This is a genomic window from Streptomyces indicus (assembly GCF_900100315.1).
GTDB lineage: Bacteria > Actinomycetota > Actinomycetes > Streptomycetales > Streptomycetaceae > Streptomyces > Streptomyces indicus.
Window position 1 is genome coordinate 280,275 of the sequence record NZ_FNFF01000004.1, and the last position, 23,727, is coordinate 304,001.

Consider the following 23,727-nt stretch of genomic DNA (forward strand, 5'->3'; position numbering starts at 1 on the left):
ACGCCCGTACGAGGGGTCCCCGGCGCCCGGACCGCAGGTACGACCAGGGATCACCGACTTACTGTCGGTATCAGTCGAGGGATCGTCAGTTGCCTGTTCAAGGGCGGTTTTTTGGCGGACCGGGGGCCCGGGGAGGGTCCCCCGGGGCGGCGCATTCCACCCCTTCGGGTCGCGCCTCGGCGCGTTGGGCACCCTCCCCGCGCGACCCCAAATAGCGTCCAGTAGGGTTTGGTCCGCATAAACATCCAAACCCCTGCCCGTACACGGGCCGGCGCCCGACCAAGCATCACGGCCGAGCCCGGTCGAGCGGGCGAGACTCTCGGGAAGGCGCTACGTGAGTCCCAACGGCTCCGACCGCTCGTCGCGGCGCCCGATGCGGCGGAAGCTGCCGCAGGTGCTGACTGCGGGCCTCATTCTTGCGACCGCTACCGGTTGCACATACGAGGATTTCCCCCGCCTTGGAATGCCCACTCCGACCACGGAGGAGGCGCCGCGGATCCTGTCCCTCTGGCAGGGATCCTGGGCCGCCGCTCTGGCCGTCGGGGTCCTCGTCTGGGGCCTGATCCTGTGGAGTGCTTTCTTCCACCGGCGCAGCCGCACCAAGGTCGAGGTTCCTCCGCAGACCCGGTACAACATGCCGATCGAGGCGCTGTACACGGTTGTTCCGCTGATCATCGTCTCGGTTCTCTTCTACTTCACGGCGCGCGACGAGTCGAAGCTCCTCGCGCTGTCCGAGAAGCCCGCCCACACCATCAACGTGGTCGGCTTCCAGTGGAGCTGGGGCTTCAACTACGTCGAGGACGTGCCCGGTTCCAAGGGCGACGCCAAGACGGATGAGAACCTGAAGGACATCCCGGACAAGTACCGCGATGCCTTCCCGGCGAACGCCGGCGGTGTCTACGACATCGGCACCCCGGGCACCCGGAACCCGCAGAACAACAACCCGGGTCCGACCCTGTGGCTGCCCAAGGGCGAGAAGGTCCGCTTCGTGCTGACCTCGCGCGATGTCATCCACTCCTTCTGGGTCGTGCCGTTCCTGATGAAGCAGGACGTCATCCCCGGGCACACCAACGTCTTCGAGGTGACTCCGAACAAGGAGGGCACCTTCATGGGCAAGTGCGCCGAGCTCTGCGGCGTGGACCACTCCCGAATGCTGTTCAACGTGAAGGTCGTTTCTCCGGAGCGCTACCAGGAGCACCTGGAAGAGCTCGCGAAGAAGGGCCAGACCGGGTACGTCCCGGCCGGCATTGAGCAGACGGACAATGCCAGGAATTCGGAGAAGACCCAACTGTGAGCATCCTCAACGAGCAACCCAAGGGTGCCGCCGCAGCTGATGACTCGTACGAGAACGAGATCCCGGTTCGGCGCAGGCAGCCCGGCAACGTCGTGGTGAAGTGGCTGACCACCACCGACCACAAGACGATCGGCACGCTGTATCTGGTCACGTCGTTCGCGTTCTTCTGCATCGGCGGTCTGATGGCGCTCTTCATGCGCGCCGAACTGGCCCGTCCCGGTTCGCAGATCATGTCGAACGAGCAGTTCAACCAGGCGTTCACGATGCACGGCACGATCATGCTGCTGATGTTCGCGACGCCGCTGTTCGCCGGTTTCGCGAACTGGATCATGCCGCTGCAGATCGGTGCTCCCGATGTGGCGTTCCCGCGACTGAACATGTTCGCCTACTGGCTGTACCTGTTCGGCTCGCTGATCGCCGTCGGCGGCTTCCTCACCCCGCAGGGTGCGGCCGACTTCGGCTGGTTCGCCTACAGCCCGCTGTCGGACGCCGTCCGCTCGCCGGGCATCGGCGCCGACATGTGGATCATGGGTCTGGCCTTCTCCGGCTTCGGCACGATCCTCGGTTCGGTCAACTTCATCACGACCATCATCTGCATGCGTGCCCCCGGCATGACGATGTTCCGTATGCCGATCTTCACCTGGAACGTGCTGCTGACCGGTGTCCTGGTCCTGCTCGCCTTCCCGGTGCTCGCGGCCGCGCTGTTCGCCCTGGAGGCGGACCGCAAGTTCGGTGCCCATATCTTCGACGCCGCAAATGGCGGCGCCTTGCTGTGGCAACACCTCTTCTGGTTCTTCGGACACCCAGAGGTGTACATCATCGCCCTGCCGTTCTTCGGCATCATTTCCGAGATCATCCCGGTCTTCTCCCGCAAGCCGATGTTCGGTTACATCGGTCTGATCGGCGCGACGATCGCGATCGCGGGTCTGTCCGTGACGGTGTGGGCCCACCACATGTACGTCACCGGCGGTGTACTGCTTCCGTTCTTCTCCTTCATGACGTTCCTCATCGCCGTACCAACCGGTGTGAAGTTCTTCAACTGGATCGGAACGATGTGGAAGGGGTCCCTGAGTTTCGAGACCCCGATGCTCTGGACCATCGGCTTCCTGATCACCTTCACCTTCGGTGGTCTGACCGGTGTCATCCTGGCCTCGCCCCCGATGGACTTCCACGTCTCGGACTCGTACTTCGTGGTCGCGCACTTCCACTACGTGGTGTTCGGCACCGTCGTCTTCGCGATGTTCGCCGGCTTCCACTTCTGGTGGCCGAAGTTCACGGGCAAGATGCTCGACGAGCGCCTCGGCAAGATCACGTTCTGGACGCTGTTCGTGGGCTTCCACGGCACGTTCCTGGTGCAGCACTGGCTCGGTGCCGAGGGCATGCCGCGTCGTTACGCGGACTACCTCGCGGCCGACGGCTTCACCGCTCTGAACACGATCTCGACGATCGCGTCCTTCCTGCTCGGTATGTCGATCCTGCCGTTCATGTACAACGTCTGGAAGACGGCCAAGTACGGCAAGAAGATCGAGGTCGACGACCCGTGGGGCTACGGCCGTTCGCTCGAGTGGGCCACGTCCTGCCCGCCGCCGCGGCACAACTTCCTCACGCTGCCGCGTATCCGCTCGGAATCCCCGGCGTTCGATCTGCACCACCCGGAGATCGTCGCCATGGAGCAGGAGCAGCTGGCCGCTTCCGGTCACGGTGACAAGGCTCTCGCGGGCGGCAAGGAGGCCGGCAAGTGAAGGTCCAAGGAAAGATGTTCATCTGGCTGAGCTTCTTCGTGCTCGCCATGGCGATCATCTATGGCGTGTGGTCGAAGGAGCCGGCCGGTACCACGGCTCTGTTCCTCGCCTTCGGTCTGTGCATCATGGTCGGCTACTACCTGGCCTTCACGGCCCGGCGGGTCGACGCCATGGCGCAGGACAACAAGGAGGCCGACGTCGCGGACGAGGCCGGCGAGGTGGGGTTCTTCTCCCCGCACAGCTGGCAGCCGCTGTCGCTCGCGGTCGGTGGCGCGCTCGCCTTCATGAGCGTGGCCTTCGGCTGGTGGCTGCTCTACTTCTCGGCCCCGATCATCCTGGTCGGCCTGTGGGGCTGGGTCTTCGAGTACTACCGCGGTGAGAACCAGAACCAGTAGTGCAGCGCTAGCACGCTGAGCTCCGAGAGGGGCCCGGACACTCCGTCAGGAGCCGTCCGGGCCCCTCTTTTGCAGCAGTTTGAGCTTCTCGTACGGAGCACTCCGCGCGCCGTACCTGACAAACCTTCATAGCGTGTGCTGCATGAGCCACTCACCGCGTATGCGCACCGTATTGAGCTGCACCCTGCTGGTGTCCGCGCTGGCCGCGAGTGCCACGGCCTGCGGCTCGGACGGCCACCCGCTCTCGGCGAAGCCGTATGACGCGGCCGGCCAGATCGCCTTCAACGGGCCCGCGGGCTCCCAGAAGGCGGACCCGGACAAGCCCCTCGAGGTCACCGCGCAGGGCAAGGAGAGCCGGATCACCGACGTCACCGCCACGGACTCGCTGGGCCGTTACGTGGCCGGCGAGCTCTCCGCCGACGGCAGCCGCTGGCACACCACCACGCCGCTGGCCGCGGGCGCGGCCTACACGGTCAAGGTGAGCACCGAGGACGAGGAGGGCTCGCCCGGACGCAAGGTCCTCACCTTCGAGACCCGTGAGGCGGCCAGGAAGGGGCGCCTGGACGTCACGTTCGGGCCGGGGGAGGGCCAGTACGGCGTCGGCATCCCGATCACCGCCAAGCTGTCCAAGCCCGTCACGGACAAGAAGCAGCGCGCCATCATCGAGCGCTCCCTGGAGGTCCGTTCGGAGCCCGCCACCGAGGGCAGCTGGCACTGGTTCGAGGACGACAAGCTGCACTACCGCCCGAAGGAGTACTGGCCCGCCCACGCGAAGATCTCGGTCTCCTCGCACCTGGAGGGCGTGAAGATCTCCGACAAGCTGCGCGGCGGCGAGGGCAAGCCCATGAAGATCACCACGGGCAGCAAGGTCGAGGCCGTGGTGGACGCCGGGGCGCACTACATGACCGTCTACCGCAACGGCGAAGAGGTCAACTCCATCCCGGTGACCACCGGGAAGCCCGGCTGGGAGACGCGCAACGGCACGAAGATCGTGCTCGACAAGGAGTACGTGGTCCGTATGACCAGCAGCGCCATCGGCGCCGCCGAGTTCTACGACAAGCAGGTCTACTACGCGACCCGCCTCACGGACACCGGTGAGTACGTGCACGCCGCACCCTGGTCGGCCGGCTCCCACGGCTACGCCAACGTCAGCCACGGATGTGTGGGAATGAGCACAGGCAACGCCGCCTGGTTCTACGGCATGGTGCAGCCCGGCGACATCGTGCGCACCATCAACAGCTACGGCGAGGACATGCCCTCGTACGGCAACGGCCTCGGCGACTGGAACATGGACTGGCAGGACTGGCGCGAGGGCAGCGTGGTCAACGCCGGTCTGCGCGAGGGCCAGACGCCGCACGACCAGGCCCGGCTTCGCCCCGAGGTGTGAGGCCCGCAGGGTCGCGGTGTGACCCGGACGTGTGACACGGCTTGAGCCCGTACGGAGGTCCGTACGGGCTCAAGTGCGTTCCGCGGAAGGGGGATCAGGCGCCGATGGCCAGGCGCGTGCGCAGCAGGGCGGCCAGTGCGGAGGCGAACTCCACCGGCTCGACCGGAAGCGTCACCGCGGCCTCCGCACGGCTCCACGTGGCCAGCCAGGCGTCCTGCGGACGGCCCATCAGGAGCAGCACGGGAGGGGACTGGAAGATCTCGTCCTTGAGCTGCCGGCACAGGCCCATGCCGCCCATCGGCACGGCCTCGCCGTCCAGGACGCAGACGTCGATGCCGCCCCGGTCCAGCTCCTTGAGGACGGCGGCGGGAGTGGCGCACTCGATGAACTCGACCTGGGGAACGTCCGCGGCCGGCCTGCGACCGGTCGCCAGCCTCACCTGCTCGCGGGTGTTGGCGTCGTCGCTGTAGACCAGGACCGTGGCGGTCGGCTGCATGGTTCCTCCGTGACTGCGCTGTCTTCGGGGCTTGCTGGGTCTTCACGGTGCGGCGGCGCAAGGCCGCGAAGCCGTGCGCCGTTGGCCGGATGCTACTCCGTCGGACACCCCGTCAACACCGGTATGCAGAGGCCTTCGATGGGCCATACGGGCAGGACATCGGGCGCGAACACTCCGAACGGCACCCCCCGGAGTGAGTGCCAGATAAGCGACCGACATAATGTCGGTCGTGGCGACAGCAACGACAGTAGAAACCGGGCACGCGCACCCGTCGGTCAATCGGCCGAACCTCACCAGCGTCGGAACCATCATCTGGCTGAGTTCCGAGCTGATGTTCTTCGCGGCCCTCTTCGCGATGTACTTCACCCTGCGTTCGGTGACGGGTGCCGAGCACTGGAAGGAAATGGCCTCGGCCCTGAACTTCCCCTTCTCGGCGACGAACACCACGATCCTGGTGCTCTCCTCGCTGACCTGCCAGCTCGGCGTCTTCGCCGCCGAGCGCGGGGATGTGAAGAAGCTCCGGATGTGGTTCATCGTGACCTTCATCATGGGCGCGGTCTTCATCGGCGGTCAGGTCTTCGAGTACACGGAGCTGGTCAAGCACGAGGGCCTCTCGCTCTCGTCCGACCCGTACGGCTCGGTGTTCTACCTGACCACCGGCTTCCACGGCCTGCACGTGACGGGCGGCCTCATCGCCTTCCTCCTCGTCCTCGGCCGTACGTACGCGGCCCGCAGGTTCACTCACGAGCAGGCGACCGCAGCCATCGTCGTGTCCTACTACTGGCACTTCGTCGATGTCGTGTGGATCGGCCTCTTCGCCACGATCTACATGATCAAGTAGCCGGGCCGAGAAACCCGAAGCCGGGCCGAGACCCGAACCTTTCCGAAGCATCGACGCAGAAGATCCTGACACCGGGGTAATCCGTGAAAAAGCTCTCCGCACGACGACGCCATCCGCTGGCGGCGCTCGTCGTCCTAATCCTCGCGCTGGCGGCCACCGGGGGGCTGTACGCCGCGTTCGCGCCGGCGGACAAGGCGCAGGCCGATGAAACCCAGCAGTCCCTCGCGATCGAGGAGGGCAAGAAGCTCTACTCGGTCGGCTGCGCCAGCTGCCACGGCACCGGGGGTCAGGGAACCTCTGACGGCCCGTCGCTCGTGGGCGTCGGCTCCGCCGCGGTGGACTTCCAGGTGGGCACCGGCCGTATGCCGGCCCAGCAGCCCGGCGCCCAGGTGCCGCGGAAGAAGAACATCTACACGCAGGCCCAGATCGACCAGCTGGCCGCGTACATCGCCTCCCTCGGCGCCGGTCCGGTCACCCCGACCGAGAAGCAGTACAGCCCTGAGGGTGCGGACATCGCCAAGGGTGGCGAGCTGTTCCGCACCAACTGCGCGCAGTGCCACAACTTCACCGGTGAGGGCGGCGCCCTGACGAAGGGCAAGTTCGCGCCGACGCTCGAGGGCGTCAGCCCCAAGCACATCTACGAGGCCATGCAGACCGGCCCGCAGAACATGCCCTCCTTCCCCGACACGACGATGCCGGAGAAGCAGAAGAAGGACATCATCGCGTACCTTGACGCGGTCAACGGTGAGAAGACGGAGAGCCCCGGCGGTCTCAAGCTGGGCGGGCTCGGCCCGGTCAGCGAGGGCCTGTTCGCCTGGATCTTCGGTCTCGGCGCCCTGATCGCCGTCGCGGTGTGGGTCGCCGCGCGGACCGCAAAGGCCAAGAAGTCATGAGCAGCCAAGACATTCCAGAAGAGAACCTGCCGGTAGCGCAGGCCGAAGGCGCCGACCTGGACAAGCACGGGGACAACCCGTTCGCCGACCCGGGACTGCCGCCTCACGAGCACCGCATCCAGGACATCGACGAGCGGGCCGCCAAGCGGTCCGAGCGTACGGTCGCGTTCCTGTTCACCCTGTCGATGCTCGCCACGATCGGCTTCATCGCCTCGTACGTGGCGCTGCCGGTCGACAAGAGCGTCTACATCTGGCCGCTCGGGCACATCAGCGCGCTGAACTTCGCCCTGGGCACCACCCTCGGTGTCGCGCTGTTCTGCATCGGCGCGGGCGCGGTCCACTGGGCCCGCACCCTGATGTCCGACGAGGAGATCGCCGACGAGCGCCACCCGATCGAGGCCTCGCCCGAGGTCAAGGCGAAGGTGCTCGCGGACTTCAAGCAGGGCGCCAAGGAGTCGGCCATCGGCCGGCGCAAGCTCATCCGCAACACCATGTTCGGTGCGCTCACCCTGGTGCCGCTGTCCGGCGTCGTCCTGCTGCGCGACCTCGGTCCGCTGCCGGAGGACAAGCTGCGGCACACGCTCTGGGCCAAGGGCAAGCTCCTTGTCAACCAGAACACCAACGAGCCGCTGCGTCCCGAGGACGTGGCAGTCGGTTCGCTGACCTTCGCCAAGCCCGAAGGGCTCGAAGAGCACGACCACGACTTCCAGACCCAGATCGCCAAGGCTGCCCTGATGATCGTCCGCATCGCGCCGGAGGACATCAAGGACAAGCAGGAGCTCGAGTGGTCGCACGAAGGCATCGTGGCGTACTCGAAGATCTGCACCCACGTCGGTTGCCCGATCTCCCTGTACGAGCAGCAGACGCACCACGTGCTCTGCCCGTGCCACCAGTCCACCTTCGACCTCACCGACGGTGCCCGAGTGATCTTCGGCCCCGCCGGCCACGCCCTGCCGCAGCTGCGCATCGGCGTGAACGAGGAGGGTTACCTCGAGGCGCTCGGCGACTTCGAGGAGCCTGTCGGTCCTGCCTTCTGGGAGCGCGGATGAGCACCACAACTGCTTCTACGGACAGCAAGCGCAAAGCCCCCGCGGGCGAGCGCGTTGCCGACTGGGCCGACGGCCGTCTCGGGATCTACTCCCTGGCCAAGGCCAACATGCGGAAGATCTTCCCGGACCACTGGTCCTTCATGCTCGGTGAGATCTGCCTCTACAGCTTCATCATCATCATCCTCACGGGTGTGTACCTGACGCTGTTCTTCCACCCGTCGATGAACGAGGTGGAGTACCACGGCAGCTACGTCCCGCTCCAGGGACAGCTGATGAGTGAGGCGTTCAACTCCACCATGCACATCTCCTTCGATGTGCGCGGTGGTCTGCTGATCCGCCAGATCCACCACTGGGCGGCGCTGATCTTCGTCGCGGCGATGCTCGTGCACATGATGCGCGTGTTCTTCACCGGCGCGTTCCGCAAGCCGCGCGAGGTCAACTGGCTGTTCGGCTTCCTGCTGCTCGTCCTCGGCATGTTCACCGGCTTCACCGGTTACTCGCTGCCGGACGACCTGCTCTCCGGTACCGGTGTCCGCTTCATGCAGGGCGCGGTGCTCTCGGTGCCGGTCGTCGGTACGTACCTGTCGATGTTCCTCTTCGGCGGAGAGTTCCCCGGCGGCGACTTCGTGGCCCGGTTCTACTCGGTGCACATCCTGCTGCTGCCGGGCATCATGCTCGGCCTCGTGGTGGCGCACCTGATCCTGGTCTTCTACCACAAGCACACCCAGTTCGCGGGCCCCGGCAAGACCAACAAGAACGTGGTCGGCATGCCGCTGCTCCCGGTGTACATGGCCAAGGCCGGCGGCTTCTTCTTCCTGGTCTTCGGTGTCATCGCGGTGGTCTCGGCGATCGCCACGATCAACCCGATCTGGTCGATCGGCCCGTACCGTCCGGACCAGGTGTCCACGGGCGCCCAGCCCGACTGGTACATGGGCTTCTCCGAAGGCCTGATCCGTGTCATGCCGGGCTGGGAGATCAACCTCTGGGGTCACACGCTGGTCCTCGGTGTGTTCATCCCGCTGATCATCTTCCCGCTGGTCCTCGTCACGATCGCGGTCTGGCCGTTCATCGAGTCCTGGGTCACCGGCGACAAGCGCGAGCACCACATCCTGGACCGCCCGCGCAACGCGCCGACCCGTACGGCCTTCGGTGTGGCCTGGCTGACCTGGTACTTCGTCCTGCTGATCGGTGGTGGAAACGACCTCTGGGCCACCCACTTCCACCTTTCGATCAACGCGATCACCTGGTTCGTCCGCATCGCGTTCTTCGTCGCCCCGGTGCTCGCCTTCATCATCACCAAGCGGATCTGCCTCGGCCTGCAGCGCCGGGACAAGGACAAGGTGCTGCACGGACGCGAGTCCGGCATCATCAAGCGTCTGCCGCACGGTGAGTTCATCGAGGTGCACGAGCCGCTCAGCCAGGAGCAGCTGCACACCCTCACGGCGCACGAGCAGCACAAGCCGCTCGAGCTGGGCCCGACGGTCGACGAGAACGGTGTCGAGCGCAAGGTCAAGGGTTCGCAGAAGCTGAAGGCCAAGCTCTCGCAGGGCATGTACGGGGAGGACAACCAGATCCCCAAGCCCACGGTCGAGGAGTACAAGGAGATCACGAGCGGCCACGGCCACCACTGATCGCCTGACCGACTAGTTCGCCACGGCAAGAGCCCCGTCCAGTCGTTGGACGGGGCTCTTTGCCGTCCGCGGGCGCGGATAGGCTGGGCCTGTCCATTTCGGTATGACACCAGGAGCGACCATGAGCGCTGTGACCCCCGCTGGAGGCGACACCACGGCGGTCCGTTCCTGGCCCGCCGTACTGAACGGACTGCTCGACGGGCGCGACCAGAGCGCGGACGACACGTTCTGGGCGATGGACCGGATCATGCGCGGGGAGGCGACGGACGCGCAGATCGCCGGGTTCGTGGTGGCGCTGCGGGCCAAGGGCGAGACGGTGGACGAGATCACCGGTCTCGTACGGGCCATGTACAGCCACGCCAACACCATCGAGGTGTCCGGGCCGACCGTGGACATCGTGGGCACCGGCGGTGACGGGGCCAAGACCGTCAACATCTCGACCATGTCCTCGATCGTCGTGGCCGGGACCGGGGCCAAGGTCGTCAAGCACGGCAACCGGGCCGCGTCCTCCGCCTCCGGGTCCTCCGACGTGCTCGAGAAGCTCGGCGTGAACCTGGAACTGACCCCGCAGCGCGTCGCCGAGGTGGCCGAGGAGGCCGGGATCACCTTCTGCTTCGCCGTGAAGTTCCACCCGGCGCTGCGGCACGCGGGCGCGGCCCGCGGGCAGTTGGGGATCCGCACGATCTTCAACGTGCTCGGACCGCTGACCAACCCGGCGCGTGTGAAGGCGCAGGCCGTCGGGGTGGCGGATCCGCGGATGGCGCCGATCGTCGCCGGGGTGTTCGCCGAGCGCGGGAACTCCTCGCTGGTGTTCCGCGGCGACGACGGCCTGGACGAGCTCACCACCACCGCGACCTCGCGGGTGTGGATCGTGCGCGACGGCACCGTACGCGAGGAGCGCTTCGACCCGCGCGATGTCGGCCTCGACCTCGTGCCCGTGGAGGCGCTGCGCGGCGCGGACGCCTCGTTCAACGCCGAGGTCGCGCGCCGGCTGTTCGCCGGGGAGACCGGGCCCGTACGGGATGCCGTGCTGCTCAACTCGGCGGCGGCGCTCGTCGCGTTGGAGCCGACGGACGCGCCGCTCGCCGAGCAGATCCGCGCCGGGATGGACAAGGCCGCCGAGGCCGTCGACTCCGGGGCCGCGCAGCGCACCCTGGAGCGCTGGATCATGGCGAGCAACGCCTGAGAGCGGGGCGCTCCGGCGCCCGGCAGGTGTGAAGGTGTGACGCAGGGCGCAGTCCGGGATACGGACTGCGCCTTGCGCGTGGAAGATCTTCTGGCAAGATGCTGCACAGGTCATGAGTGACAGCGACTACGGCCCCGGCCCGCTGTCCGGCAACCCTCCGTCCGTGGCGGGGTGCCCCGGGTGAAGACCAGGCCGCAGACAACAAGGTCTGTGGCAAGCGCGGACCCCTCGCGAACGACCAGGGGTCCTGGTTTTCGAGGGAGCAGTCTCGTGAGCAAGCGAATGCGATAGGGCGAATCCGCCCCACTTCCGCATACCTCTTTCCCCCTTCATCACGTGCGCCTCCGTGTGTTCCGTCCCGGAGCCTTCGCGCCGTGAATTCGCCTGCCTGTTACGGGAGTTCGTCATGTCCGCGTACCTGAACACCGCCGCCGAAGCCTCTGCCGCCTCCGCCCTCGAAGCCTCCGCCGACGCCGACCCCGCCTGTTCCGAGCCGCTCGCGGTGCTCGGCCGCGACGTGCGCGTCCCGCTCGTCACCGGAGGCGAGGTCACCTACGCCGCGCTGGACTACGCGGCCAGCGCGCCCGCCCTCCAGCGCGTCTGGGACGACGTGGCCGCGTACGCCCCGTACTACGGCAGCGTGCACCGCGGGGCCGGCTACCTCTCGCAGCTGTCCACCGACCTGTTCGAGAACGCGCGGCGCACGGTCGAGGAGTTCCTCGACTGCCGCGACGGGGACCAGGTCGTGTTCACGCGCTCGACCACCGACTCGCTGAACCTGCTCGCCCAGGCGATTCCCGCCGACTGCCAGGTGTTCGTGTTCGAGACCGAGCACCACGCCTCGCTGCTGCCCTGGCGCGACGCCCGCGTCACCTACCTCAACGCTCCCCGTACGCCGCAGGAGGCCGTCCGGACCCTGGAGCACGCCCTCGCCGACCGCGACCCGTACGGTCCCGCGCTGGTCTGCGTCACCGGCGCGTCCAACGTGACCGGTGAGCTCTGGCCGGTGCGCGAGCTGGCGGCGGCCGCGCATGCGCACGGTGCGCGCATCGTGCTCGACGCGGCCCAGCTCGCGCCCCACCACCCCGTCTCCGTACGGGAGTTGGACGTGGACTGGGTGGCCTTCTCCGGGCACAAGCTGTACGCGCCCTTCGGCTCCGGTGTGCTCGCCGGGCGGGCCGACTGGCTCCAGGAGGCCGAGCCGTACCTCGCGGGCGGCGGCGCCTCCAAGTCGGTGGCGCGGCGCACCGACGGCGGCGTGGACGTGGAGTGGCACACCACCGCGGCGCGGCACGAGGCCGGTTCGCCGAACGTCATCGGCGCCTACTCGATCGCCTCCGCCTGCAAGGCCCTCACCGAGGCCGGGTTCGACTCGCTCGTGGCGCGCGAGCAGCAGCTCATCGCGCGCGTACGTGCGGGTCTGGCCGAAGTGCCGGAGGTCAAGGTGCTCTCGCTCTTCGGCGACGACGCCCCGCGCGTGGGCGTCATCTCCTTCGTCGTCGAGGGCTGGAACAGCTCGCACTTCGCCGCCGCGCTCTCCGCCGAGTACGGCATCGGCGTCCGCGACGGCCTGTTCTGCGCCCACCCGCTGGTGCGCACCCTGCTCGGCAGCGACCCGCAGGAGCAGGGCGAGTGCGGCGCCCCCGAGGCCGCGCCCGGCGAGAAGTCGCTGAACGCGATCAGGGTGAGCTTCGGCGCGGGCACGCCCGACGAGCACGTGGAGCGGTTCGTGGGCGCAGTGAAGGAGCTCGTCCGTGACGGTGCGCAGTGGAAGTACCGTACGGAGGACGGGCGTTGCGTGCCGGACACGTCGGCGGCCTGAGGCGGGGAGCGCGCAGCCAGGCGGGCGCTACGCCGCCAGGCGGGCGCCCAGGAGGACCATGCGGAGTGCCCGCTCGGTGGCGTCCGTGAGGAACTCGCCGCCCCGGCCGAGCGCTTCGGGCAGCGAGACCGGCGCGGGCAGGATGCTGCTGTAGGCGTCCACACCCGAGGACCGGATCAGATGGGCACCCTCGCCGATCGTGCCCGCGAGGGCCAGGACGGGGCGTCCGGAGAGCTTGGCGCGGCGGGCCACTTCGGCGGGCACCTTGCCACGCGGGCTCTGGTGGTCGAGCGCGCCCTCGGCGGTGACGACCAGATCGGCGCGGGCCAGACGGGCGTCCAGGTCCAGGTGGTCGAGGAGGACCTCGAAGCGAGGGAGCAGGCGGGCGCCGAGCACCGCGAGTCCGGCGCCCAGGCCGCCCGAGGCCCCCGTGCCCGGGCCCTCCCGCAGGTCCAGGTCGCAGGGCAGGTCGCGCTCCAGGACCGAGGCCCAGCGGTCGAGGGCGGCGGCGAGTTCCTCGACCTGCCGCGGGGACGCGCCCTTCTGCGGGCCGAAGACCCGGGCGACTCCGCGCTCGCCGCACAGGACGTTGAACGGGTTGCAGGCGACCAGGAGTTCGGTGTCCTTCAGGCGCGGGTCGAGGCTCGTCGGGTCGATGCGGTCGAGGGTGCGCAACGCGCTTCCCCCGTACGGGAGTTCGCGGCCGTCCGCGTCGAGCAGGCGCGCCCCGAGGGCTTGCAGGGCGCCGGCGCCGCCGTCCGACGTACCCGAGTCGCCGCAGCCGATCAGGATGCGGCGCACCCCGTGGTCGAGTGCGGCGCGGATCAGCTGCCCCACTCCGTACGTGGTCGTGGCTCCCGGGTCGCGCCGATGGTGCGGCACCAGGGAGAGGCCCGCGACCGCCGCCATCTCGACGACCGCGGTGTCCGGGCCGAGCAGCGCGAAGTGGGTGGGCACGGGCTGTCCGACCGGGCCGGTCGCCCGGGTCTGCACCAGACGTCCGCCCCGGGTGCCGGCGGCGAGTGCCGCCGCGGTGCCCTCGCCGCCGTCCACCAGCGGGATCAGATCGATGGCGGCCTCCGGTACGACGCGCCGTACGCCTTCGGCGATGGCCTCGGCGGCGGCGTGCGCGGACAGGGACTCCTTGAAACCGCTGGGGGCGACGGCGATACGGGTGAGCATCCGGGGATCTCCTTGTGCAGAGGGCGAGTTCACGGCTTGAGCACCGGCACGCCGAGCAGCGGCCAGACGGCGAGGGCGAAGAGCAGGACGAGGGCGGCGGTGAGCGGGGCCAGGACGGCCGAGAGGCGCAGCAGGTCGCGCGGGGTGTAGGTGGGCGTGCCGGGGATGTCCGAGAAGAGCGTCACGGGCTTGGCGGACGCGGGCAGCGTGTGGCAGAAGCCGGCCGCGGCGGTGGAGGCGAGTGCGGCGGCCACCGGGTTGACCCCCGCGCCGACGGCGGCGACCACGACCAGCGGGACCAGCACCGAGGAGCGGGCCGAGCGGGACTGGAGCACGAGGTGCGCGAGGGTGCTGACCACGATCACCACGGCGAGGAACACGGCCGGAGACAGTCCACCGGGCAGCCCGTCCACCAGCCACTTCGCCGCACCCGAGTCGGCGAGTGCGACCCCCATCGCCATCGTGGCCGCCATGAAGAGGAGCAGCGACCACGGCACGGTCTTGAGCGCGTCCTTCAGGCGTACGGTGCCCAGGGCCGGTGAGGAGGCGACGACCGCGCCGATCAACGCGACCACGGCGGGCGGCACTTGGTGCAGCGGCTCGCTGCACCACAGGAGCACCACCGTGCCGAGCAGCAGCGCACAGCGGGTCTCCTCGGTGGTCAGCGGCCCGGTGACCGGGCGTTCGCTGTGCTCCTGGAGCTGGGAAGCCGTGATGTGCACCGGGCCCGTGCGGTCCGCGCGCCGGGTCATGGTGAGCAGGACCGCCTCGGCCGCCAGATGGGACGAGGCCACCGCGAGCGGCAGGCCGAGCAGCAGCCACTGCGTGAAGCCGATCTGCTCGCCGGTCGCCTCGAACAGGACGTTCACGGTGATCAGATGGGCGCCCGCACCGATCAGGGTCGCGACCGCGGACAGCAGGATCACCGTCGGGAAGAGCAGCGCCAGCATCACGACCAGGCGCTTGCGGTCGGCGAGCACCTTGGCGAGGGCGAGGAAGACGGGCAGGGCGAGGGCCGCGCGTCCCGAGGTGGCCGGCACCGCGAAGGCCGTGACCACCAGGGCCGCGGTGGTCAGATGAGTCAACTGCCGTACGCTGCGCGCCCCGCTGACCAGGAAGGCCGCCGCACGCCCCGCGAGCCCGGTGCGCGCCACGGCCGCCGCGAGGACGAAGGCGCAGATCAGCAGCCAGACCGTCTCGTCGCCGAGCGTCCCGAACAGCGTCTCGCTGCTGATCACCCCGGTCGCGGTCAGGGCGAGTCCGGCGCCGAGCGCGATGTACGTGTCGTCGATCGGCGTGCCGATCCACGCGCAGGTCGCCAGCGCGAACACCGCGAGGGTCAGGCGCGCTTCGCCGGTCAGCGCCGGGAAGGTGCCCGGCACGAGCAGCAGCGCGCAGATGCTGAGCGCCACGACGAGGGTGGCCGTCTGCCGTACGTTCAGTGTCACGTCGTACAGCGTTGCGAGCGGCGGTGAGCGATCGATGAGCCGTAGATGAAGGAAAGTTCACCCGCACCGGCCGCCGTGCGATCAAGCCCCGGGCAGCCGGTACCCCATCCCGCGCACCGTCTCGACATGGGCCGCGCCGAGCTTCTTGCGCAGCGCCCGTACGTACACGTCCACGATGTTGGAGCCGGGGTCGAAGTCGTACCCCCACACGTGAGAGAGGATCTGCTCGCGCGAGAGCACCTGGCCGGGGTGGCGCAGGAACAGTTCGAGCAGTACGAACTCACGGGCTGTCAGATCGACCGTACGGCCGTCGGCCCGTGCTCTTCGCGTCCGCAGGTCGAGGGTCAGCTCGCCGCTGCGCAGCACCGTCACCTCGGGCGCGCGGGCCGCGGTGCGCAGGCGCAGCCGTATCCGCGCGAGCAGCTCCTCGAAGCGGAACGGCTTGGTCATCCAGTCGTCCGCGCCGCCCTCCAGGCCGGCCACGGTGTCGCCCACCGAGTCGCGGGCGGTCAGCACGATCACGGGGACGGTGGCGCGGGCCTCGCGCAGCTGGCGCAGGACCGTGAAGCCGTCCTTGCCGGGCAGTCCTATGTCCAGGACCACCAGGTCGTAGCCGCCGGTCAGGGCGTAGTCGTAACCGGTGTCGCCGTCGCCGACGACGGTGGGCGTGAAGCCGTTGGCGCGCAGGCCCTTCTCCACGAAGGAGGCGATGCGCTCCTCGTCCTCGACGATGAGGATCCGGTTCATCGTGCACTTCCTTTGCCGTACGGGTCGTTGAGGGGGAGCGCGAGGACGAAGGTGGCGCCCCCGCCCTCGGTGCGCCGCAGCAGGACACTGCCCCGGTGCCCCTCGGCGATCGCCTTGACGATGGACAGGCCGAGCCCGGCGCCGCTGCCGCGCGTACGGGTCGTGCCGCGCCGGAAGCGCTCGAAGATCAGCTCGGTGTCGTCGGGGTGGACGCCCGGGCCGGAGTCGGCGACGTAGAACTCCACGCGCGGCCCCTTCGTACGGGAGCCGATGCGGATGGTCTGGCCGGGGCCGGTGTGCTGCACGGCGTTCTGCGCCAGCTGCACCATCGCCTGCGTCACGCGCTGCGGGTCGAGCCCGGCCTCGCAGTCGGCCACTTCGGCCAGCTTCCAGTCGCGCGGGCCGAGGGTGCGGGCCTTCACGTAGACGTCGGCGGTGAGTTCGGCGAGCTGCACGGGTTCGGGGGTGACGAAGTCGGGGCGCTCGGCCTTCGCGAGCAGCAGCAGGTCCTCGACGATCCGGCTCATCCGGTCGAGCTCGTCGGTGACGATCCGCATCGTCTCCTCGCGCTCGGCGGGATCCTCGCCCATGACCTCCAGATGGCCGCGCACGATGGTGATGGGGGTGCGCAGTTCGTGGCCGGCGTCGTCCACGAACTGCCGCTGGGCCGCGAAGGCCCGCTCCAGGCGGTCGAGCATCCCGTTGAACGTCTCGGCGAGCGCGGCCACATCGTCCTTGCCCTGCACGGGGATCCGCCGGGTCAGGTCCTGCTCGGTGATCTGGGCCGCGGCCGTACGGACCAGGCGTACGGGCTTGAGGATGCGGCCCGCCACCACCCAGCCGATGCCGGTGGTCATCAGGAGCGCGACCCCGGATATCGCGAGCAGCACCCGGAACACCTGGTCGGCGCGGGCCTGGTCGTGCTGGGGGTGGAAGGCCACCACGAACGCGGCCCGCGGGTCCTCGCCGCGCAGGGCCACCTCCACCTTCGCCCACCGCACCTCGCCCGAAGGCCGCTCCAGAGTGCCGGAGGACGAGGGGTGCTCGAAGATCTGCCGCCGGGCGCCGCTGTCGTCGAACAGCGACAGATCCGTGCGGACCTCGCGTTCCTGGGCCAGCTTCGCCGGGTCGGGGTCGTGCTCGCGGGCGATCAGGCCCAGCAACTCCTCGTCCGGGTCGGCGTACTGGCGCTCCAGGAAGACCTTCAGGAGTTCACGCGTGTCGGTGAAGGGCCGGTTGGTCGCGGGGTCCCGGCCGACCTCGACGAAGTTCTTGAACTCGTTCGCCTCCTGGCTGAGAAGGAGGGCCACGCGCTGGTCGACATCGCGCAGCATGATCGAACGGGTCGTGCCGGCCACCGCGGCGAGCGCCACCGCCATCACCAGGAGCAGCCACAGCAGGATGCGGACGCGGGCCGAGATGCGGCGCGCGACGGGCTCAGCCGTCGTCGCCTTCGAAGGCATCGTCTCCCGCACCCCGGTCGTCGTCATCGTCATCGTCCACCGGCGGCCTGGAGACCACCTCGTCGCTGGGCTCGCCGCTCGGCGTGCCCGTCGAGGGGGACGGACTCGGCGAGGGCGAACGGCTGTTGTCGAGCTCGACCTTCGGCGGCACCTTGGGCGTCTCGGGGCTGTCGGTCAGTGCGTAGCTCGTCGCCGCGATGCCCAGGGGGATCGCCACTACGGCGGCGAGGGTCGCGATGCGCTGGGAGAAAGCCATGCCCTCAGGGTGCGTCCGCGACCGTGCGCGCCGGATGAGCCGCAGATGAAGAAGTCTTCATCCGGTGCGCCGCGCCGGTGCGTCGCGGTGCACCGGACAGCCACCGCGCCGGTCTGTCGCGGTACCGCTCAGCTGTCGAGCCCGATGGCGAAGGCCGCCTCCAGGTCGTGCTGCGAGTACGTGCGGAACGCCACGTGCGTGTCCGTGGCCTCGACGCCCGGGATCTTGCTGATCCGGCCGGGGATCACATCCGCGAGGTTCTCGTGCTGGGCCACCCGCACCATCGCGATCAGGTCGTACGTACCCGTGACCGAGAACACCTCGCTGACGCTGTCGAGGGCGGCGATGGACTCGGCGATCTCCGGGATCCGGTCCACGCTGGTCTTGATGAGCACGATCGCGGTGATCACGGCTGGCTGTCTCCCTCGGTGGCCGGCGCCCTGTGCCCCGGCGGGCCCTTTCACTTTAGACGTACGCGCTTCCCGCCGGTCCTCGCCCGCACAGCGGCCCCACGGGCACCGGCATAGCGCACCCACGCGTAGAGGAACCCGAGTCCGAAGCCCACGAGGTGCGCCAGATACGCGACCCCCGGGCCGCTCGCGTCGCGCTGCGCCGCCAGCCACTGGAGCGCCACCCAGAACGGCAGCACGATCCACGCCGGGAAGCGCAGCGGAACGAAGAAGAGGAAGGGGAGCAGGCTGGTGACGCGTGCCTTGGGGAACAGTTTCAGGAAGGCCCCGAGCACCGCCGAGATCGCGCCCGAGGCCCCGACGAGGGTCTGCTCGGAGCCCGCGTTCGCCAGCGCGTACCCGAACAGGGCCAGCGCGCCGCAGCCCAGATAGAAGAGGGCGAACTGCAGATGCCCGAGCCGTTCCTCGACCATGCCGCCGAAGACGTAGAGGAAGAGCATGTTGCCCAGCAGATGCAGCCAGCTGCCGTGCACGAACAGGGCGGTCACCGGGGTGATCGCGGCCCGCGGCGACCCGCTCAGGAGCTCGGCCGGGATGACGCCCCAGCGCGCGAAGAAGGAGCGCTGCTCGGCGAGGAGCGCGTCGCCCGTGCCGTACGCCGGGTTGAGGCCGGCGGCGGGGGAGAGGACGAACACCGCGCAGCAGACCGCGATCAGACCGTACGTGACCACCGGGCCGTGCCCTGTGAGGATCCGCCCCGCCCAGTTCCGCACGCCCCGGCCGGCGGCTCCCGTCTTTGTGATCATGCGCAGATCCTGACGGAACGGGACGGATGTGCCTAGACCGCCTCGCCGTGACGAGGGCTGTCCCCAAGTGCGGACGGCGTCCGCACGGCACCCCGCCAGGCCGTAGGGTTACGGGACGTACTTGCTGACACCCGAAAGGCGCCCCGCCACCATGACGGTTCCCCTGCCGACCGCCGAGACCCGCTGGCGCTGCACGCTCTGCGGCAATCTGACGCGCTTCGACGTGACCCGTTCCTCGAAGGTCGTGGAATACGTGCACCTCGACCTGGCCGGTGAGCCGAAGGTGGAGGAGCGTGAGGTGGTCAGTGAGACCATCGAGTCGGTGCGCTGCCGCTGGTGCAACGCACAGGACCAGGTCGAACTGGTGGACAGGCCGGGCGCGGGCTCCTGAGGAGTGCCGCACCCTCGGATTTTGGGGTGACGGATGGTGGAGAACCAGGGCGGGGAGCCGGGCGACGGCGCCGCTGAGGTGCTCGACCGCCCGCTGCCCGAAGGAGTGCGGCGCAAGGTCATCGCGCTTGCCTCGGAGGGCTTCGGCTCCCTGACGATGGCCGAACTGCCCGCGCAGCTGCGCCAGTACGCGCGGTTCACGCCCTCGCGGCGGCTGAAGTTCGCGGGCAATGCGATGGCTTCCGCGCTGGAGTCCGACGCCCTGTTCCGCCAGCGCATCGGCGAGCGGTTCCGCGAGGCGCAGCCCGAACTGGCCGGCGCCCTCGACGCGGGCTCGCCGCCGCCCGCCGCCGATCCGCTGGACGTGGCCGCCGCCGCGTATGTGCTGCGGCCCGTCGGCTGGGTCAAGCTGGTCACCGCCGCGGGCGAGGAGGCGCAGCGCGCCGAGTCCGAGCGCGCCGACGAGGAGACCAGGGCCGAGCTGGAGCGGCTGCGCGCGGAGCTCGCCGCCGCGCAGGACCACACCCGGGCCGAGACCGAACGGCTGCGCGCCGAGCTGGAGTCGGCGCGGAAGGAAGCCGAATCGCTTCAGCGCAAGCTGCGCAGCGCGCTGAGCGACATCAAGCGCGGTGAGGCGGCGCTGCGCAAGGTGCAGTCCGAGGCCGAGGCGCAGCGCGCCGAGGCGCACGCCGCGCAGTCCGCGGCCGAGAGCGAGGCGCGGCGGCTCAAGTCCCGGCTCCAGGAGGCCGAGTCCGCCCTGGAGGCCAGCCGCAAGGCGGTGCGCGAGGGCCGGTCCATCGAGGACATGCGGGTGCGGCTGCTGCTCGACACCCTCCTGGAGTCCGCGCAGGGGCTGCGCCGCGAGCTCGCGCTGCCGCCCGTCGATGTGCGGCCTGCCGAGACGGTGGACGCGGTCGAGCCGGGCCGTATGTCCCCCAAGGACATCGCCGCGCGTGCCCTGTCCGAGGCCGACCCGGCCATCCTCGACCAGCTGCTCGCGTTGCCGCAGGCGCATCTGGTGGTCGACGGGTACAACGTGACGAAGACGGGCTATCCGACGATGCCGCTGGAGAAGCAGCGGCTGCGGCTGCTCGGCGGTCTGTCCGCGCTGGCCGCGCAGACCGGCGCCGAGGTCACCTGTGTCTTCGACGGCGCGGAGCTGGCCGCACCGGTGCTGCTCGCGCCGCCGCGCGGGGTGCGGGTGCTGTTCTCCAAGCCCGGTGTGACGGCGGACGAGTTGATCCGCCAGCTGGTGCGCGCCGAGCCGCCCGGCCGGCCCGTGACGGTGGTCTCCACCGACCGCGAGGTCGCGGACGGGGTGGCGAAGGCCGGGGCGCGGCCGGTTCCTTCCGTGATGCTCCTCAAGCGGCTGTCCCGCTGACATCTCGGCTGTCCCGCTGACATTCCGGCGGTCGCGCTGCGTAGTGCCGTTGGGCAGGTATCGCTCGGCTATCGGGGCTCTCGTCAACTCCTGTGACGTATGCCCGAATTCGCGAGACCTTCACGGCACGTAGCGTCAATCTCCCCTTACTGCACGTGGGTTCTCGGTAAAGAAAACCTTCCGCGGCCGAGTTTTTTCTCATCGGGATTTGAACTGATCACAGGAAGGTCACTAAGGTCACGCTCGAACCTTCGCACGGTTGATCACCCATAAGGGGTGACGGCAGGTTCACCGCCCACCGGTTCGTTCGGTAGGCGGCTTGAGGAGAAGGAGCCCGCCTTCGTGGCGTCCCACCGTCGACCCAAGCAGCCGAGCCGCACCCGTGTGACCGTGCTCACCGCGACCGCAGCCGCCGCCGTGGCGCTCACCTCCCAGGCCGCGCAGGCCGACGAGAAGCCCACGAAGAAGGAAGTCAAGGCGAAGGTCGACAAGTTGTACGAGGAGGCCGAGAAGGCCACCGAGAAGTACAACGGCGCCAAGGAGCAGCAGAAGAAGCTCGAGGGCGAGATCGACAAGCTCCAGGACCAGGTCGCCCGCGGCCAGGACGAGCTCAACGAGCTGCGCGACAGCCTCGGTTCGATGGCCAGCGCCCAGTACCGCAGCGGCGGCATCGACCCGACGGTCCAGCTCTTCCTCTCCTCCGACCCCGACACGTACCTGGACAAGGCCTCCACGCTCGACCAGCTGACGGCCAAGCAGGCCGGCGCCCTGGAGAAGATCCAGGACAAGCAGCGCACCCTCGCGCAGCAGCGCAAGGAAGCCACCCAGAAGCTGAAGGACCTCGACGAGACCCGCGAGGAACTCGGCAAGAAGAAGAAGGAAGTCCAGGGCAAGCTCGGCGAGGCGCAGAAGCTCCTCAACACCCTGACCGCGAAGGAGCGCCAGGCGCTCGCCGCCGAGGACGCGCGCGCCAGCCGCGCCGCCGGCGACCGCGTCGACCTGGGCAACTCGCCCAAGGGCTCCGGCATCGCGATGGCCGCCTTCCAGGCCGCGCAGAGCAAGATCGGCTCGCCGTACGTCTACGGTGCGGCCGGCCCCGGCTCCTTCGACTGCTCGGGTCTGACCTCCTGGGCGTACGCCCAGGCCGGCGCCTCCATACCCCGGACCTCGCAGGCCCAGGCCAGCTACGGCACCCGCATCTCCTCGCAGAGCGACCTGCGCGTCGGCGACCTGGTCATCTTCTACGGCGACCTGCACCACGTCGGCTTCTACGCCGGCAACGGCCAGGTCCTGCACGCCCCGAAGCCGGGCGCGGTCGTCCGCTACGAGTCGATCAACAACATGCCGTACATGTTCGGCGTCCGCATCTGACCTCTCCTCGGTGCCCTGCCGGACTCTCCGGAGCCGTCCGCATCTGACGTTCCGTGCCCTCCTGCGAGGACGCCGAACCGCGGTGACCCGCCCTCCGAATGGGCGAATTCCCGCATAGTCTGCTGACCCCACGCCCCGCCGTCGACCTGCGTCGATGGCGGGGCGTCGTGTTGCGCCCGGCGCCGGGGCAGCCGTCGTCGGTGATAGCTTCCGCGTCGTTCGTCCCGTACCCGGGCTTTCCGGGCAGGAGCGGACCTACCGCCGGACGGGCGGGATGTGATGCCTGTGGAGGTTCCGCAGGCCGGAACTGCGGTTCCGGCAGGGGCCGTTGAAGCGGGAACCCGCCGGGAGCAGTCCGCGCCGCGGACCGCAGACCGGAGGCCCAGCTGGTTCGCAACCGGGCCGGACGTCCGCACTGCCGCTGATCTCCGGCAGCCCGCCCAGCTGTGAGGGCGGGCGGCAGCGGCAGCAGGAAGGAGAGCCGTACCCCGTGGCGTCCCATCGCCGTTCCGCTCCGTCCGACCGCTTCGGCAGGTTCGACCGGGGCGCACGCGTCACCGTCCTGTCCGCCGCCATGGCCACCGCCGCCGCGACGCTCGCCGCAGCACCGGCCGGCGCCGACCCGGGGGAGCCCCGGACCGGCTCCCGCGCCGAGGTCGACCGCCTCTACGCACAGGCCGAGCGGGCGACGGAGGCGTACAACAAGGCGGACGAGCGGGCCGGGAAGCTGCGCGAGCAGGTCGACCAGGCCAAGGACCGCCTCGCTCGCGGCCAGGAGCGCATCAACACCATGCGGGGGCAGCTCGGTTCCCTCGCCGGTGCCCAGTACCGCTCCGGCGGGCTCGACCCGACCCTGGCCCTGATGCTGTCCGAGAACCCGGACACCTACCTGGACAAGGCGGCCACGCTCGACCGGATCACCGACCGGCAGGCCGACGAGCTGGCCGAGCTCCAGGACGCCCAGCGCGAACTTGCCCAGGAGCGGGACGAGGCGCGGCGCAAACTCGCCGAGCTGGAGGAGACCCGCAAGACGGTGGCCCGCCAGAAGCGGATCGTGACGAAGAAGCTGGCCGAGGCGCGCCGGCTGCTCAACGCGATGCCGGACGCCGAGCGGGCCGCGTACGACCGCGCGTCGCGCTCCGGGCGCACGGACATGGGGACGCCCGCGGTCGGCGGCGCACCCGCATCCGCCCGTGCCGCCTCCGCGCTCGCGGCGGTCCGGCAGGCCGTCGGGCGGCCGTACATCTGGGGCGCCAACGGGCCGCACGGCTTCGACTGTTCGGGACTCACGCAGTGGGCGTACCAGCAGGCGGGCGTGGGCCTGCCGCGCACCTCCCAGGCCCAGCGGTACGCCGGACGCCAGGTCTCCCTGGCCGAGGCGCAGCCGGGGGACCTGGTGGCGTACCGCGACGACGCCAGCCACATCGGGATGTACGTGGGGAACGGGCAGGTCGTGCACGCGCCCTACCCGGGCGCCCCGGTCCGGTATGACCCCGTGGGCATGATGCCGATCTCCTCCGTGACCCGGGTGTGAGGA

General features: G+C 69.4%; 21 protein-coding genes, 1 pseudogene and 1 riboswitch. Of the genes and pseudogenes, 14 read left to right on the top strand and 8 right to left on the bottom strand.

Annotated features, from left to right (window positions below; translation table 11 throughout):
• The first annotated feature begins 334 nt into the window (after nt 1-334).
• From ctaC to BLT97_RS13300, 4 genes are all read left to right on the top strand, one after another.
• Nucleotides 335-1,294: an aa3-type cytochrome oxidase subunit II gene (ctaC, locus tag BLT97_RS13285; protein WP_093609495.1), complete on the top strand. Its 960-nt coding sequence runs from the start codon at nt 335-337 to the stop codon at nt 1,292-1,294.
• Nucleotides 1,291-3,036 carry an aa3-type cytochrome oxidase subunit I gene (gene ctaD, locus BLT97_RS13290; RefSeq protein WP_093609497.1) on the top strand — a complete coding sequence of 582 codons (1,746 nt, stop codon included), beginning with the start codon at nt 1,291-1,293 and terminating at the stop codon, nt 3,034-3,036. The genes ctaC and ctaD overlap by 4 nt, the downstream gene beginning before the upstream one ends.
• The gene (locus BLT97_RS13295; RefSeq protein ID WP_093609499.1) at nt 3,033-3,431 is read left to right on the top strand and encodes a cytochrome c oxidase subunit 4; all 399 of its coding nucleotides are present in this window, start codon (nt 3,033-3,035) and stop codon (nt 3,429-3,431) included. The genes ctaD and BLT97_RS13295 overlap by 4 nt, the downstream gene beginning before the upstream one ends.
• A 142-nt stretch (nt 3,432-3,573) precedes the next feature.
• Entirely contained in the window at nt 3,574-4,818 is a 1,245-nt protein-coding gene (locus BLT97_RS13300) for a L,D-transpeptidase (RefSeq protein ID WP_093609501.1), read from the top strand.
• Nucleotides 4,819-4,912: 94 nt separating this feature from the next.
• Here BLT97_RS13300 and BLT97_RS13305 read toward each other — a convergent pair whose 3' ends face one another.
• Nucleotides 4,913-5,314, bottom strand: a complete 402-nt coding sequence (locus tag BLT97_RS13305) for a response regulator (protein WP_093609503.1) — start codon at nt 5,312-5,314, stop codon at nt 4,913-4,915.
• 220 nt (nt 5,315-5,534) lie between these two features.
• On the opposite strand from BLT97_RS13305, the gene ctaE reads away from it, so the two are divergent.
• The 6 genes from ctaE to BLT97_RS13335 all read left to right on the top strand — a co-directional run bounded on the left by ctaE (nt 5,535) and on the right by BLT97_RS13335 (nt 12,736).
• A complete protein-coding gene (gene ctaE, locus BLT97_RS13310) occupies nt 5,535-6,155 on the top strand; it encodes an aa3-type cytochrome oxidase subunit III (protein WP_093609505.1) in 621 nt (206 codons plus the stop codon).
• Nucleotides 6,156-6,238: 83 nt separating this feature from the next.
• The gene (gene qcrC / locus BLT97_RS13315) at nt 6,239-7,048 is read left to right on the top strand and encodes a cytochrome bc1 complex diheme cytochrome c subunit (protein WP_093609507.1); all 810 of its coding nucleotides are present in this window, start codon (nt 6,239-6,241) and stop codon (nt 7,046-7,048) included.
• Complete coding sequence (qcrA, locus tag BLT97_RS13320; RefSeq protein ID WP_093609509.1) at nt 7,045-8,097, top strand: cytochrome bc1 complex Rieske iron-sulfur subunit; 1,053 nt, start codon at nt 7,045-7,047, stop codon at nt 8,095-8,097. Before qcrC ends, qcrA begins: the two co-directional genes overlap by 4 nt.
• A complete protein-coding gene (qcrB, locus tag BLT97_RS13325; RefSeq protein WP_093609511.1) occupies nt 8,094-9,728 on the top strand; it encodes a cytochrome bc1 complex cytochrome b subunit in 1,635 nt (544 codons plus the stop codon). The genes qcrA and qcrB overlap by 4 nt, the downstream gene beginning before the upstream one ends.
• A 121-nt stretch (nt 9,729-9,849) precedes the next feature.
• Complete coding sequence (trpD, locus tag BLT97_RS13330) at nt 9,850-10,914, top strand: anthranilate phosphoribosyltransferase (protein WP_093609513.1); 1,065 nt, start codon at nt 9,850-9,852, stop codon at nt 10,912-10,914.
• Nucleotides 10,915-11,022: 108 nt separating this feature from the next.
• A riboswitch (SAM riboswitch) is annotated at nt 11,023-11,140 on the top strand.
• Nucleotides 11,141-11,320: 180 nt separating this feature from the next.
• Complete coding sequence (locus BLT97_RS13335) at nt 11,321-12,736, top strand: aminotransferase class V-fold PLP-dependent enzyme (RefSeq protein ID WP_093609515.1); 1,416 nt, start codon at nt 11,321-11,323, stop codon at nt 12,734-12,736.
• Here the strand turns inward: BLT97_RS13335 and BLT97_RS13340 are convergent.
• The 7 genes and pseudogenes from BLT97_RS13340 to BLT97_RS13370 form a co-directional block, all read right to left on the bottom strand.
• Nucleotides 12,691-13,918 (bottom strand): annotated as a pseudogene (locus BLT97_RS13340) (glycerate kinase family protein); the annotation flags it as partial. The gene BLT97_RS13335 and the pseudogene BLT97_RS13340 overlap by 46 nt on opposite strands.
• A gap of 29 nt (nt 13,919-13,947) precedes the next feature.
• On the bottom strand, nt 13,948-15,366 hold the full coding sequence (locus BLT97_RS13345) for an SLC13 family permease (protein WP_176953752.1): 1,419 nt from the start codon (nt 15,364-15,366) through the stop codon (nt 13,948-13,950).
• A gap of 81 nt (nt 15,367-15,447) precedes the next feature.
• Nucleotides 15,448-16,113 (bottom strand): response regulator transcription factor, encoded by a 666-nt coding sequence (locus tag BLT97_RS13350; protein WP_093609519.1) that lies wholly within the window; start codon nt 16,111-16,113, stop codon nt 15,448-15,450.
• Nucleotides 16,110-17,603 (bottom strand): HAMP domain-containing sensor histidine kinase, encoded by a 1,494-nt coding sequence (locus BLT97_RS13355; RefSeq protein WP_245769306.1) that lies wholly within the window; start codon nt 17,601-17,603, stop codon nt 16,110-16,112. The genes BLT97_RS13350 and BLT97_RS13355 overlap by 4 nt, the downstream gene beginning before the upstream one ends.
• The gene (locus BLT97_RS13360) at nt 17,551-17,832 is read right to left on the bottom strand and encodes a small secreted hydrophilic protein (protein ID WP_093609521.1); all 282 of its coding nucleotides are present in this window, start codon (nt 17,830-17,832) and stop codon (nt 17,551-17,553) included. The genes BLT97_RS13355 and BLT97_RS13360 overlap by 53 nt, the downstream gene beginning before the upstream one ends.
• Before the next feature lie 128 nt (nt 17,833-17,960).
• Entirely contained in the window at nt 17,961-18,242 is a 282-nt protein-coding gene (locus tag BLT97_RS13365; RefSeq protein ID WP_093609523.1) for an Lrp/AsnC family transcriptional regulator, read from the bottom strand.
• A gap of 50 nt (nt 18,243-18,292) precedes the next feature.
• Complete coding sequence (locus BLT97_RS13370; RefSeq protein ID WP_093609525.1) at nt 18,293-19,048, bottom strand: rhomboid family intramembrane serine protease; 756 nt, start codon at nt 19,046-19,048, stop codon at nt 18,293-18,295.
• A gap of 151 nt (nt 19,049-19,199) precedes the next feature.
• Between BLT97_RS13370 and BLT97_RS13375 the strand changes: the two genes are divergently transcribed.
• The 4 genes from BLT97_RS13375 (at nt 19,200) to BLT97_RS13390 (ending at nt 23,724) form a co-directional block, all read left to right on the top strand.
• Nucleotides 19,200-19,439, top strand: a complete 240-nt coding sequence (locus BLT97_RS13375) for a hypothetical protein (protein ID WP_093609527.1) — start codon at nt 19,200-19,202, stop codon at nt 19,437-19,439.
• Between the two features lie 33 nt (nt 19,440-19,472).
• On the top strand, nt 19,473-20,819 hold the full coding sequence (locus BLT97_RS13380) for an NYN domain-containing protein (protein WP_093609529.1): 1,347 nt from the start codon (nt 19,473-19,475) through the stop codon (nt 20,817-20,819).
• 342 nt (nt 20,820-21,161) lie between these two features.
• Entirely contained in the window at nt 21,162-22,190 is a 1,029-nt protein-coding gene (locus tag BLT97_RS13385; protein WP_093609531.1) for a C40 family peptidase, read from the top strand.
• A gap of 490 nt (nt 22,191-22,680) precedes the next feature.
• Nucleotides 22,681-23,724 carry a C40 family peptidase gene (locus BLT97_RS13390; RefSeq protein WP_093609533.1) on the top strand — a complete coding sequence of 348 codons (1,044 nt, stop codon included), beginning with the start codon at nt 22,681-22,683 and terminating at the stop codon, nt 23,722-23,724.
• Nucleotides 23,725-23,727: the final 3 nt, after the last annotated feature.